Below are 11,705 nucleotides of genomic sequence, written 5' to 3'. Positions count from 1 at the left end.
TCCCAGACGTGCGAGAGGGCACTTTCCGGAACTCGAAGTCCCGGAAAGTGCCCTCTCGGTCGTTCGGGAGTGCCGGGGAGTGCCGTCTCAGCGGATCTCCATCTCCGGATGTCCGGCGACCAGGTGGTCGGCGACGGCGTTCATCACCCGGCCGAGCGCCTCGAGGTCCGCGGGGTCGACGATGTCGACGAGGTGGTCACGCACGCCGTTGACGTGCACCGGCGCCATCCGGCGCAGCAGGGAGTAGCCCTTGTCGGTCATCGAGCACAGGATGCCGCGACCGTCCTCGGGCGAGACCGAGCGGGTGACCAGCCCGGCGCGCTCCATCCGGGTGACCGTGTGGGTCACCCGGGACCGGCTGTGGGCCAGGGCGTCGGCGAGCTGCGCCATCCGCAGCTTGCGGCCGTCGCACTCCGAGAGCCGGACGAGGATCTCGTACTCCACGAGGGAGATGTCGAACTCCCGGCGGAGGTCGTCGTCGAGCCGGTCGAAGAGCAGGGTGGTGCCCATGACCAGCCCTCGCCACGACCGCTGCTGGTCGGTGTCGAGCCAGCGCGCCAAGCGGGGAACTTCAGTCATGGGCCCAGCGTATTGCGTGGGCCCGCCCCCGCCGCGCGTATCCGGGGTTCAGCCGATGCGCTCGAGGATCAGCGCCATGCCCTGGCCGCCGCCGACGCACATCGTGATCAGGCCGGTGCTCTTGTCGTGCCACTCCAGCGAGTTGAGCATCGTGTTCTGCAGGCGGGCGCCGGTCATGCCGAAGGGGTGGCCCACGGCGATCGCGCCGCCGTTGACGTTGAGGCGGTCGATGTCGATGCCGAGGTCCTGGTACGACGGCACGACCTGGGCGGCGAAGGCCTCGTTGATCTCGACCAGGTCGATGTCGCCGATGCTCATGCCGGCGTGCTTGAGCGCGCGCTTGGTGGCCTCGACGGGGCCGAGGCCCATGATCTCCGGGGACAGGCCGCTGACGCCGGTGGAGACGATCCGGGCGAGCGGGGTCAGGCCGAGCTCGGCCGCCTTGGTGTCGGACATGATCACCACGGCCGCGGCGCCGTCGTTGAGGGCGCAGCAGTTGCCGGCGGTGACCACACCGTCGGGACGGAAGACCGGCTTGAGGTCCTTGATGGCGTCGTAGGTGACGCCGGCCCGGGGGCCGTCGTCGGTGCTGACGACCGTGCCGTCGGGGGTGGTCACGGGGGTGATCTCGCGGGCCCAGAAGCCGTCGTTGATCGCCTTCTCGGCGAGGTTCTGCGACCGGACGCCGAACTCGTCGAGCTCCTGGCGGGAGAGGCCGCGCAGCTTGGCGACGTTCTCGGCGGTCTGGCCCATGGCGATGTAGGCGTCGGGGAGCAGGCCGTCCTCGCGCGGGTCGTGCCAGTCGACGCCGCCCTCGGCGGTCTTGTCGGTGCGCGCCTTGGCGTCGGCGAAGAGGGGGTTCTGGGTGTCGGGCCAGTGGTCGGAGGTGCCCTTGGCGAAGCGGGACACCGTCTCCACGCCCGCGGAGATGAAGACGTCGCCCTCGCCGGCCTTGATGGCGTGGAAGGCCATCCGGGTCGTCTGCACCGAGGAGGCGCAGTAGCGGGTGATGGTGGCCCCGGGCACCTCGTCCATGCCGTTGAGGACGTTGACGATCCGGCCCATGTTGTTGCCGGACTCGCCGCCCGGCAGGCCGCACCCGAGGTAGAGGTCGTCGACCGTGTTGGGGTCCAGGCCCGGGATCTTCTCGAGCGCCGTCTTGATGATGAAGGCGCTCAGGTCGTCGGGACGCAGGTCCTTGAGCGACCCCTTGTTCGCGCGGCCGATGGGGGTGCGGGCGGCGGAGACGATGACGGCCTCGGGCATGGAACTCTCCGATCAGGGGGTGCGGGACGCGGGCGCCAGCAACCCTAGACCGTCGCGCGGGCCCGTGGGCGAGGCGTCCGTCACCCCTGGCCGGGGGCGGCCATCGAGGTCATCAGCAGCTGCAGCGAGCGGGCGAGGAAGTCCTTGCGCGCCGTGCGTGGCTTGAGCAGGGCGGCGAAGAGGATGCCGTCGAAGGAGGACACGAGGGTCTCGGCCCGTTCCGCGCTGTGCTCCTTGCCCTGCGCGGCCATGATGCCGTCGACGACGTCGACCAGCCGGCTGCGCCAGGTCGCCATCAGCTCGGCGAGCTCGGGGTCGCGCGAGGCCTCCAGGGAGAGCTCCAGCTTGGCCAGCAGCAGCTCGCGCTCCTCCACCCAGCGTTGGAAGAGCCGCCTCGTCAGCTGGACCGCGCGGTCGGACTCGCCCGGGCAGCCCTGCAGGTCCCGGGCGAGCGCGTCGACGTCGCCGGCGAGCGACGACGCGACGTACTCCGTCAGGGCCACCAGGAGCGCCTTGCGGGTCCGGAGGTACGCCGAGCAGCTGCCCTCGGGGAGCCCGGCCTGCCGGTCCACCGCGCGGTGGGTCAGCCCGCGCAGGCCCTCGTCGGCGACCACCTGGAGCCCGGCGTCCAGCAGCTGGCGCCGCCGGGGGCTCAGGTCGGTGGTGACCGGGGGAGACGGGGACATGCGGACCCTTCCGAGGATGGTGACCCGCGACACTACCCGCCGGCTTGCGCTGCCGCCGCGAGGGGCGTACTTTCTACAGATGTAGAGATTCTACATGTGTAGAAAGGAATCGTCATGGCCGCCAGCTTCGACCCCACCACCCTCGCCGCGTGGATGATCGCCTTCTACGTCGTCGCCATCCTCGGTGCCGCCCTCGCGATCGGCGCCGTCGCCGAGTTCGTGCTCAGCAACCGCAGCGTCCGCGTCGCCCGGCGCCAGACGGTCCGCAGCTACTACGGCGGTCTCGCGCACACGCACTGATCCCGACCCGACCGCCCTGGTCTGACAGCATCGGGGCGTGCGCCACGTCTACGAGTGCCCCATGCGCTGGGCCGACATGGACCTCCTCGGTCACGTCAACAACGTTGTCTACGTCGACTACCTCCAGGAGGCCCGGGTCGACATGCTGCGCACCCACGGCCCGGCCGCGACGAGCGCGGAGCTCACCGACGGGGTCGTGGTGGTCCGGCACGAGGTCACCTACCGCGCGCCCCTGACCTTCCGGTTCGCGCCGGTGCGCATCGAGTGCTGGGTCACCGAGATCCGGGCCGCGTCCTTCACGATGGCCTACGAGATCTTCCACGAGGACCCCGAGGCCGAGGGTGGGCGCCGCGTCTACCTGCGGGCCACGACCCTGCTCACGCCGTACGTCTTCGCCACGGAGCGACCGCGCCGGCTCACCGACGTCGAGCGCGAGACGCTCGCGCACTTCCTGGAGCCCGAGGAGCGTCGCCCGCGCTACTCCATCGACCCGGCCCGGCACGAGAAGGTCGGGCACTACCCGGTCCACGTCCGGTTCTCCGACGTGGACGTCTACGGTCACGTCAACAACGTGAAGTACTTCGAGTACTTCCAGGAGGCGCGCATCCTCCTCAACGCCCGCCTCTGGCGGGACCTCGACGGCCCGACGCCCGAGGTCGTGGTGGCGCAGACCGACGTCGACTACAAGGTCCCGATCCTGTTCCGGCCCGAGCCGTACGACGCGTGGACCTGGATCTCGCGGGTGGGCGAGCGCTCCCTGACGATCGACTCCGAGATCTGCGACGGCGACCTGGTGCTGTCCCGCTGCCGGGTGGTCCTGGTCTTCTTCGACCGCGAGACCCAGGGGTCGACCGAGCCGAGCCCGGAGCACCGGGCGGCGCTCGAGGCCGCCCTCCAGCCGGCACCTGCCTGAGACAGGGGGCACCCCGACGACCGACAGGTGCTGCGGGTGGTCGCCGGGGTGCGTGTGGGGGCGTCGGGGGTTCATTCCTGGGCTGCCGCTGCGCGGTCTCGCCCCTCACAGGTTCCTGTCGCGAGGGCCGTGCCGCGTTACAGGGCCCCGGAACTGCCGACGCCCCGCAGGCACCGACGGGGGGACTCGGCCTGCGGGGCGTGGCGGGGTTGGGGGAGACCCCCTGACACCGCTGAACCGGTGCTCCCACGGTCCTCTTGTCGCCGGGAGAGGTGATCGTTACACCGATGTTGTGATGGTCTGGTCCACCGGCCTACTCGAAGCTGTTGACCATGAACTGCGCCGCGTGGGTGACGTAGTCCCAGAACTGCGCGTCCTGCTCCGGGGTGAGGGCCACCTCGTCGAGGCCGGCCCGGAAGTGGTGCAGCCAGCGGTCCTTCGCCAGCGGCGTGACCGCGAACGGCGCGTGCCGCATCCGCAGGCGCGGGTGGCCGCGCTGCTCGGAGTAGGTGGTGGGCCCGCCCCAGTACTGCACGAGGAACAGCAGGAAGCGCTCCTCGGCGGGACCGAGGTCCTCCTCGGGATAGAGCGGCCGCAGCACCTCGTCCTCGGCCACACCCTCGTAGAACTTGGCGACGATCCTCCGGAAGGTCTCGAAGCCGCCGATCTCCTCGTAGAACGTCGTCACGCGTCCCATTGTGCCGAGGGCCGCCGGGGCGCCCGACACCGGCGTGCAAGACTCGCAGCGACCCACCGACGTACCACCTGAATCCGTTGAGGAGTGATTGCGCATGGCCACCACCCGCAAGGCGACGACGCACTGGGAAGGCACCCTGTTCGAGGGCGCCGGCCAGGTCACGCTCGAGTCGTCCGGCCTGGGCACGTACGACGTGTCGTGGCCCAGCCGTGCCGAGGAGGCCAACGGCAAGACCAGCCCCGAGGAGCTCATCGCGGCCGCACACTCGGCCTGCTTCTCGATGGCGCTGTCGAACGGCCTGGCCAAGGCCGGCTCGCCCGCAACCTCGCTGGACACCAGCGCGGACGTGGAGTTCACGCCCGGCACCGGCATCACCGGCATCAAGCTGACCGTCCGCGGCGTCGTGGACGGCATGAGCAACGAGGACTTCGTCGCGGCCGCCGAGGGCGCCAAGACGGGCTGCCCGGTCAGCCAGGCGCTGACCGGCACCACGATCACGCTGGACGCCGCCCTCGCAGGCTGATCTCCGCGCGGCGGGGTGAGGCGCGTTCAGCCGCCTCACCCCGCCGCGGAGCTCACGAAGCGCTCGGCGGGACGGTGGCCGTGCTGTCCCCGCTCGCCGGCGCCGTGGTCGCCTGGGGAGCCTCGCCCTCGCGGGTCCACACGACCCGCTGGGGGAGCGGGAGCTCGATGCCCTCGTGGTCGAACCGCGCCTTGATCCGCTGCCGCATCTCGCGGGCCACGCCCCACTGCTCCATCGGCGCGGTCTTGATCAGCACCCGCAGCGAGACGGACTCGGGGCCGAAGGCCTCCACGCCGGTGACCTCGGGCTCCTCGATGATCAGGCCCTTGAAGTCGTCGTCCTCCCACAGGTCGTGGGCCACGTCGGTCATGATCCGCTGGACCTTGGCCAGGTCCTCACCGAAGCCGACGGAGATGTCGACGACCGCTCGCGACCAGTTCTGGCTCATGTTGCCCACGCGCATGATCGCGCCGTTGGGGACGTACCAGACCGTGCCGTTGAGGTCGCGGAGCCGGGTGACGCGCAGGCTGACCGCCTCGATCACACCGGAGGCCTCGCCGACGTCGACGACGTCGCCGACGCCGTACTGGTCCTCGAAGATCATGAAGATGCCGGACAGGAAGTCCTTGACGAGCGACTGGGCGCCGAAGCCCACGGCCAAGCCGATGATGCCGGCGCTGGCGATGATGGGGGCGATGTTGAGGCCCAGCTCGCTCAGCATCATCGTGCCGATGATCGCCACCACGACGCCGGTGATGATGCTCTTGAGCAGGTCGCCCATCGTCTTGGCGCGCTGGACCCGGCGGGTCGCGGTGACCATGTCGCGCGCGGTCGGCGTCGCGCCGCGCGCGGCGGTGGCCTTCGCACCGCGCGGGAGCTTCGGCATCCGGCTGGGCAGCACACCGTCCTCCGCGCGGCGCACGAGGCGGTCGACGAGCTTGTGCAGGACCCATCGGATCGCCAGGGCCAAGATCAGCAGGCCGGCGAGTGCCAGGGGCTTGCCGATCAGCAGGTCGGAGGCGTTGGCCAGACGCTGGTTGCCCGTGATCTCCATGGTGGCCTTGCAGATCTGTTCGCCTGCAGCACACGGGGTGGTCGTCTCGAGCGGAAACATGGGCCCCAGTATGGACAGGTCGCGACGACGATTCCGAACTCGCTCGCGGGGGTGTGACCCAGTCGACTCCGCATGCGGGCGGTCACGGTCTTGGGCATGGTCGCCGAGCCGATATCCTGCACCGGTGACCACCATGCTCGAGACCATCGTCCGCCGGAGCACCGCCGTCTCGCTGGCCAGCGCCGCCACGCTCGTGGCCGTGGCCGGGCCCGCGTCGGCCGACGTCCCGGAGGGGTGGGCCCCTCACACTGAGGTCAACGGCCTGCACGCCGTGCTGGTCCTCGGTGGCGTCCCGCTGCTGCTCTTCGTCGTGATCTTCGCGCTGGGCTACCTCCCCGGCATGCTGCGCGGCGAGCGCACCCCGGGCTCCTCGCCCGTCGAGGACCAGTGGTTCGGCGGTCCCCGGAAGGGCACCGCCGAGCTCGCCGGCCCCGACACCGATGAGTCCAAGGCCGGGGGCGCAAGTGCCCGCTGGTGAGTTCACCTCGTCGGAGCGCTACACGCTCGACGAGGCCATCCGCAAGGCCGAGACCCTGTCTCGCGTCGAGTTCTCGCTGTTCGTCGGCACGTCCGAGGGCGACCCGCGCGCCTTCGCGACCCAGCTGCACAACACGCTGGTCTCGCCCACGCGCAGCATCCTGATCATGGTCGACCCCACGGCGCGCGCCCTGGAGATCGTCACCGGCGGCTACGTGCGCCGCACGCTGTCGGACAAGGAGGTCGAGCTGACCGCCGCGCAGATGCAGTCGACGTTCGCCGAGGGCGACCTCGTCGGCGGCCTGACGCGTGGCATCGCGATGCTCGCCGAGCACGCCCGCCCGCAGAACACCCTGCACGCCGGAGCCTGACCCGTCGCTCGTTGACGCCCAGCCGCGTCGACCTGTCGCTTCTTGACCTGAAATGACACCGACCCGTCGTCAACTGACGACGGGTCGGCGCTTTCAGGCGTCAATTCACGACGGGTCGGCGTCCTTCGCCTGGGCGGCCAGCGCCCGGGCGACGTCGGCACGGCCCTCGCGCACGTAGCGCTTGGCGGCCGGGTTGGCCGGCGAGCTCTCGAGCCACGCGTCCACGCGGTCGAGCAGCTGCTGGCTGGCCAGCGGGCGCGGGAAGAGGTACTCCAGGGCGGTCGAGGCGCGCTGGGTGCCCTTCTCCTCCCACATCGTGTCGGCGACGGCGAGGTACTTCTCGACGTACGGCGCGAGGAACTCCTCCTGGCCGAACACCTGGAAGGCCAGCACGATGCTCCGCTGGGTCTCGTTGGGGATGTCGTCGCGCTCCACGGCGCTGGCCCACGCGTCGGCCTTGGCCTCGGCGGTCGGGCGCAGCGCGAGGGCGGCGCCGTGGTGCTCCTGGCCCGAGATGGTGTTGTCGCGGGCGAGCTCGGCGTCGATCGCCTCGACCCCGGCCCGGCCGGCCTTGACCAGGCTGTTCAGCAGCAGCCAACGCAGGTCGGTGTCGACCGCGAGGCCCTCGAAGGAGACCGTGCCGTCGAGCAGGCCCTCGAGGTCGGTCAGCGCCTGGTCGCTGTGCGCGGCCGAGGCGTAGGCGCGGGCGAAGGACAGCTGGTGGTCGCTGCCGGCCTCGGCGGCGACGAACAGCTCCCGGATGCCCTGCTCCCAGGTCGCCTTGAGGGCGGCCCGGTTGTCGGGGGCGCTGTAGGCGTTGATCGCCTGGGCGGCGTAGCCCGGGATCCGGCTGACGCCGAAGGCGTCGGTCTCGGAGCCGACCGCGCTGAGCACGAGCTTCACGAACGCGGTCGCCGACATCTCGGCGTCGCGCGTCATGTCCCACGCGGCGCCCCAGCACAGGGCCCGGGCGAGCGGGTCGTCCAGCGTGGCGAGGCCGTCGACGACGGTGGCCAGCGAGCGGTCGTCCAGGCGGATCTTGGCGTAGGCGAGGTCGCCCTCGTTGAGCAGCAGCAGCGCGGGCTGCTGCTGGCCGATGAGGTCGTGGACCTGGGTCTTCGCGCCCTCGACGTCGATCTCGATCGACGTACGACGGACCAGGCGGCCCTCCACCTCGTCGTAGAGGCCGATGCCGAGGCGGTGGCGGCGCAGCGTCGGGTAGTCGGCGGCGGCGGTCTGGCGGACGGCGAAGGAGGTGAAGCGGCCGTCCTCGTCGAGCTCGAACTCGGGGGCGAGCGTGTTGACACCCGAGGTCTGCAGCCACTCCTGGGCCCACGACTCCAGCTCGCGGCCCGAGGACTTCTCGAGCGCGGCCAGCAGGTCGGTGAACTCGGAGTTGGAGAACTCGAAGTCCTTGAAGTAGCCGCGGATGCCCTCGAGGAAGTTCTCCAGGCCGACCCAGGCGACGAGCTGCTTGAGCACCGAGGCGCCCTTGGCGTAGGTGATGCCGTCGAAGTTCACCTCGACGGCCTGCAGGTCGTAGTTGTCCGCCGCGATCGGGTGCGTGCTGGGCAGCTGGTCCTGGCGGTAGGCCCAGTTCTTGCGGGCGTTGGTGAAGCCGACCCACGACTCGGTGAACTCGGTGGCCTCGACGGCCGCGTGGTAGCAGGCCCACTCGGCGAAGGACTCGTTGAGCCAGAGGTCGTCCCACCAGCGCATGGTCACCAGGTCGCCGAACCACATGTGCGCCATCTCGTGGAGGATCACCTCGGCGCGGAACTCGTAGAACGAGCGGTCCTGGCGGGAGCGGGGGAGGTACTCGTCGCGGAGCGTCACGCAGCCGGCGTTCTCCATCGCGCCCATGTTGTACTCCGGCACGTAGAGCTGGTCGTACTTGCCGAACGGGTAGGGGTAGTCGAAGAGGTCCTCGAAGAACGCGAAGCCCTGCTCGGTGAGCTTGACCAGCTCCTCCACGTCGAGGTGCTCGACGAGGGACTGGCGGCAGTAGTGGCCCAGCGGGATGTCGCCGTGCTTGCCGCGGTAGACGTGCTGGACCTCGTGGTACTCACCGGCGACGAGCGCGGTGATGTAGGTCGACATCGGCTTGGTCGGCGCGAAGTTCCACAGCGAGACGCCCTCGCCGATCTCCTTCGGCTCGGGGGTCGCGGAGTTCGAGACGACCTTCCAGCCGGTCGGCGCGGTCACGTTGAAGGTGAACGGCGCCTTGAGGTCGGGCTGCTCGAAGGTCGTGTAGACGCGGCGCGCGTCCGGGACCTCGAACTGCGAGTAGAGGTAGACCCGGTCGTCGGCGGGGTCGACGAAGCGGTGCAGGCCCTCACCCGTGCGCGAGTAGGTGCAGTCGGCACGGACCACGAGCACGTTGTCGGCGGCGAGGCCGGACAGCGCGATGCGGTGGTCGGCGTACGCCGTCGCTGGGTCGATCGACTCACCGTTCAGCGTGATCTCGTGGACGGTCGCGCCGACGAGGTCGGCGAACGTCGAGGAGCCGGGCTGGCTGCAGGTGAACTCGATGGTGGTGGTCGAGCCGAAGGTCGTGTCGCCGGTCGTGAGATCCAGGTCGATGGAGTACGACGTGACGTCCAGGAGAGCGGCGCGGGTGGCGGCTTCGTCCCGGGTGAGGTTGGTTCCAGGCATGGGGCGCATCATGTCATCCACGTCACGTCCGGAGGAAAACGGTTATCGCCCATGATGGGCGCCGTGACCACCTCCGAACGGCACGTCATCCCGCTGCGCGAGGCGACCCGGGCCTGGTTCCTGATCTCCCTCCAGACCTTCGGCGGCCCCGCCGGACAGATCGCGGTCATGCAGCGCACGCTGGTCGACGAGCGGCGCTGGATCGGTGAGCGGCGCTTCCTCCACGCGCTGAGCTACTGCATGCTGCTGCCCGGTCCGGAGGCCCAGCAGCTCGCCATCTACACGGGCTGGCTGCTCAACGGGTGGCTCGGCGGGCTCGTCGCCGGTGTCCTGTTCGTGCTGCCCGGCGTGGTCGCGCTGCTCGGGCTCTCCTGGCTGTACGTCGCCCACGGGGACACGACGCTCGTCTCCGGGCTGTTCCTGGGGCTCGCGCCGGCCGTGGTCGCGATCGTGCTCCAGGCCGTGGTGCGGGTCGGGGGCCGGGCGCTGACCAACCGCACGCTGGTCGTGCTGGCGATCGCGGCCTTCCTGGGCCTCGCGCTGTTGGGCCTGCCGTTCCCGCTGGTCGTGCTGGGGGCCGGCGCGATCGGATGGGCGCTCGGCCGGTGGCGGCCCGGCCTGATGGCCCCGCCGAACAAGGCGGCCGGTGCCGACGACGGACCCGCTCCGCTCATCCCCGACGACGCCCTGCACCACGCCCGCCCCTCGGCCCGCCGCAACCTGACGATCCTCGGCATCGGGCTGGTGCTCTGGGTGACCCCCGTCGCCGTCGCGTGGGCGCTGGTCTCCGGCGAGCAGTCCGTCTTCACCGACCAGGGCGTCTTCTTCGGCGGCATGGCGCTGGTGACGTTCGGCGGCGCCTACGCGGTGCTGTCCTACGTCGCCCAGGCGGCCGTGGGCACCTACGGCTGGCTCACGGCCGGCGAAATGGTGCGCGGCCTCGCGCTCGCCGAGACCACGCCCGGGCCGCTGATCATGGTGGTGCAGTTCGTGGCGTTCCTCGGCGCCTACCGCAACCCCGGCGGCCTCGACCCGTGGGTCGCGGCCGTGCTGGGCTCGCTGCTGACGGTCTGGGTGACCTTCGTGCCGTGCTTCGTGCTGGTCTTCCTCGGGGCGCCGTACGTCGAGCGGCTCCGGGGGAGCGCCTCCCTCTCGGCCGCGCTGACCGGGGTGACCGCCGCGATCGTCGGCGTGATCGCCAACCTGGCGCTGTTCTTCACCGTGCACACGCTCTTCGCCCGCACCCGGACGGTCGGGCCCGGACCCGTGGACCTGCTGGTGCCCGTCTGGTCGTCGTGGGTCTGGGAGGCCGTCGTCGTCGCGGCGCTCGCCCTGGCGCTGGTGTTCGGGGCCCGGTGGTCGGTCTTGCGGACGCTCGGCGTGTGCGCCTTAGCCGGGCTCGGCCTGGCGCTGGTGACGTGAGCGACAGTGACGGCGCTGCGGAATACCGCGCCGCCGAGGTCGTTGCACCTTGTATGACCAACGCTGACTTCTGGCTCGACCCTGCCTGCCCGTTCGCCTGGATCACCTCGCGGTGGATCCTCGAGGTGGAGAAGGTCCGGGACATCCAGGTGACCTGGAACATCATGAGCCTGGCCTTCCTCAACGAGGACAAGGACGTCTCGGAGGAGTACCGCTCCTTCCTCGAGACCGCCTGGCAGCCGGTGCGCGTGCTCATGGCCGCCGAGCAGAAGTACGGCAAGGACGTCGTGCTGCCGCTCTACACCGCCATGGGGACCCGGATCCACCTCGAGAAGCAGGACAAGGACCGCGCCATGATCGAGGCGTCGCTCGAGGAGGCCGGCCTGGACGTGGGGCTCGCCGACGCCATGGACGACATCTCCTACGACGAGGCGATCCGTACGTCGCACCGTGCGGGCATGGACCAGGTCGGCAACGAGGTCGGCACGCCGACCATCGCGTTCCACGGTGCCGCGTTCTTCGGCCCGGTGATCTCCAAGGCGCCGCGCGGCGAGGAGGCCGGCCGGCTCTGGGACGCCTGCGTGACGCTCTCGGCCTACCCGCACTTCTACGAGCTCAAGCGGGCCCGCGACAAGGCGCTCGACTTCAGCTGAGCCCGTCGTACGGCGGGGCCCGTTGCCAGTGTGACGGGAGTGGCGCATG

13 protein-coding genes are annotated in these 11,705 nt (G+C 70.6%); 7 read left to right on the top strand and 6 right to left on the bottom strand.

The window, feature by feature from the left end; genetic code table 11:
• Positions 1-87: 87 nt before the first annotated feature.
• The 3 genes from EJF31_RS14300 to EJF31_RS14290 all read right to left on the bottom strand — a co-directional run bounded on the left by EJF31_RS14300 (position 88) and on the right by EJF31_RS14290 (position 2,531).
• On the bottom strand, positions 88-579 hold the full coding sequence (locus EJF31_RS14300) for a MarR family winged helix-turn-helix transcriptional regulator (RefSeq protein ID WP_125037841.1): 492 nt from the start codon (positions 577-579) through the stop codon (positions 88-90).
• A 48-nt stretch (positions 580-627) separates the two neighbouring features.
• Positions 628-1,845 carry an acetyl-CoA C-acetyltransferase gene (locus EJF31_RS14295; protein ID WP_125037840.1) on the bottom strand — a complete coding sequence of 406 codons (1,218 nt, stop codon included), beginning with the start codon at positions 1,843-1,845 and terminating at the stop codon, positions 628-630.
• An 80-nt stretch (positions 1,846-1,925) separates the two neighbouring features.
• Complete coding sequence (locus EJF31_RS14290; protein ID WP_125037839.1) at positions 1,926-2,531, bottom strand: TetR/AcrR family transcriptional regulator; 606 nt, start codon at positions 2,529-2,531, stop codon at positions 1,926-1,928.
• 114 nt (positions 2,532-2,645) lie between these two features.
• Here EJF31_RS14290 and EJF31_RS14285 point away from each other — a divergent pair, with 114 nt between their 5' ends.
• Together EJF31_RS14285 and EJF31_RS14280 are read left to right on the top strand one after the other, a co-directional pair.
• Positions 2,646-2,831 (top strand): hypothetical protein, encoded by a 186-nt coding sequence (locus EJF31_RS14285; RefSeq protein ID WP_125037838.1) that lies wholly within the window; start codon positions 2,646-2,648, stop codon positions 2,829-2,831.
• A 37-nt stretch (positions 2,832-2,868) separates the two neighbouring features.
• Positions 2,869-3,744 carry a thioesterase family protein gene (locus tag EJF31_RS14280; protein ID WP_185736283.1) on the top strand — a complete coding sequence of 292 codons (876 nt, stop codon included), beginning with the start codon at positions 2,869-2,871 and terminating at the stop codon, positions 3,742-3,744.
• A 313-nt stretch (positions 3,745-4,057) separates the two neighbouring features.
• Here EJF31_RS14280 and EJF31_RS14275 read toward each other — a convergent pair whose 3' ends face one another.
• The gene (locus EJF31_RS14275) at positions 4,058-4,441 is read right to left on the bottom strand and encodes a globin (RefSeq protein ID WP_125037837.1); all 384 of its coding nucleotides are present in this window, start codon (positions 4,439-4,441) and stop codon (positions 4,058-4,060) included.
• A gap of 94 nt (positions 4,442-4,535) precedes the next feature.
• Between EJF31_RS14275 and EJF31_RS14270 the strand changes: the two genes are divergently transcribed.
• Positions 4,536-4,964, top strand: coding sequence for an OsmC family protein (locus EJF31_RS14270; protein WP_125037836.1), 429 nt, complete (start codon positions 4,536-4,538; stop codon positions 4,962-4,964).
• A 52-nt stretch (positions 4,965-5,016) separates the two neighbouring features.
• On the opposite strand, the gene EJF31_RS14265 is transcribed toward EJF31_RS14270, so the two are convergent.
• Positions 5,017-6,078: a mechanosensitive ion channel family protein gene (locus tag EJF31_RS14265; protein ID WP_125037835.1), complete on the bottom strand. Its 1,062-nt coding sequence runs from the start codon at positions 6,076-6,078 to the stop codon at positions 5,017-5,019.
• A gap of 124 nt (positions 6,079-6,202) precedes the next feature.
• Here EJF31_RS14265 and EJF31_RS14260 point away from each other — a divergent pair, with 124 nt between their 5' ends.
• Together EJF31_RS14260 and EJF31_RS14255 are read left to right on the top strand one after the other, a co-directional pair.
• Complete coding sequence (locus EJF31_RS14260) at positions 6,203-6,556, top strand: hypothetical protein (protein WP_125037834.1); 354 nt, start codon at positions 6,203-6,205, stop codon at positions 6,554-6,556.
• On the top strand, positions 6,543-6,926 hold the full coding sequence (locus tag EJF31_RS14255; protein ID WP_182539756.1) for a DUF5130 family protein: 384 nt from the start codon (positions 6,543-6,545) through the stop codon (positions 6,924-6,926). The genes EJF31_RS14260 and EJF31_RS14255 overlap by 14 nt, the downstream gene beginning before the upstream one ends.
• 105 nt (positions 6,927-7,031) lie before the next feature.
• On the opposite strand, the gene pepN is transcribed toward EJF31_RS14255, so the two are convergent.
• Positions 7,032-9,581, bottom strand: coding sequence for an aminopeptidase N (pepN, locus tag EJF31_RS14250; RefSeq protein WP_125037832.1), 2,550 nt, complete (start codon positions 9,579-9,581; stop codon positions 7,032-7,034).
• A gap of 54 nt (positions 9,582-9,635) precedes the next feature.
• Here pepN and chrA point away from each other — a divergent pair, with 54 nt between their 5' ends.
• On the top strand, positions 9,636-11,003 hold the full coding sequence (chrA, locus tag EJF31_RS14245) for a chromate efflux transporter (RefSeq protein ID WP_185736334.1): 1,368 nt from the start codon (positions 9,636-9,638) through the stop codon (positions 11,001-11,003).
• Complete coding sequence (locus tag EJF31_RS14240; RefSeq protein ID WP_307718978.1) at positions 11,000-11,656, top strand: disulfide bond formation protein DsbA; 657 nt, start codon at positions 11,000-11,002, stop codon at positions 11,654-11,656. The genes chrA and EJF31_RS14240 overlap by 4 nt, the downstream gene beginning before the upstream one ends.
• The last annotated feature ends 49 nt before the right edge of the window (positions 11,657-11,705 follow it).

This window comes from Nocardioides sp. LS1 (genome assembly GCF_003865225.1).
GTDB classification, from domain to species: Bacteria; Actinomycetota; Actinomycetes; order Propionibacteriales; family Nocardioidaceae; genus Nocardioides; species Nocardioides ginsengisegetis.
The sequence above is the reverse complement of the archived record's forward strand: the minus strand, read 5'-3'. Positions and strand labels throughout refer to the sequence as shown.

What these genes read in the sequence shown, in the direction of transcription:
- EJF31_RS14295 (WP_125037840.1), bottom strand. Translation starts at nt 1,845, where the DNA reads ATGCCCGAGGCCGTCATCGTCTCCGCCGCCCGCACCCCCATCGGCCGC.
- EJF31_RS14300 (WP_125037841.1), bottom strand. Translation starts at nt 579, where the DNA reads ATGACTGAAGTTCCCCGCTTGGCGCGCTGGCTCGACACCGACCAGCAG.
- EJF31_RS14290 (WP_125037839.1), bottom strand. Translation starts at nt 2,531, where the DNA reads ATGTCCCCGTCTCCCCCGGTCACCACCGACCTGAGCCCCCGGCGGCGC.
- pepN (WP_125037832.1), bottom strand. Translation starts at nt 9,581, where the DNA reads ATGCCTGGAACCAACCTCACCCGGGACGAAGCCGCCACCCGCGCCGCT.
- EJF31_RS14285 (WP_125037838.1), top strand. Translation starts at nt 2,646, where the DNA reads ATGGCCGCCAGCTTCGACCCCACCACCCTCGCCGCGTGGATGATCGCC.
- chrA (WP_185736334.1), top strand. Translation starts at nt 9,636, where the DNA reads ATGGGCGCCGTGACCACCTCCGAACGGCACGTCATCCCGCTGCGCGAG.
- EJF31_RS14275 (WP_125037837.1), bottom strand. Translation starts at nt 4,441, where the DNA reads ATGGGACGCGTGACGACGTTCTACGAGGAGATCGGCGGCTTCGAGACC.
- EJF31_RS14265 (WP_125037835.1), bottom strand. Translation starts at nt 6,078, where the DNA reads ATGTTTCCGCTCGAGACGACCACCCCGTGTGCTGCAGGCGAACAGATC.
- EJF31_RS14270 (WP_125037836.1), top strand. Translation starts at nt 4,536, where the DNA reads ATGGCCACCACCCGCAAGGCGACGACGCACTGGGAAGGCACCCTGTTC.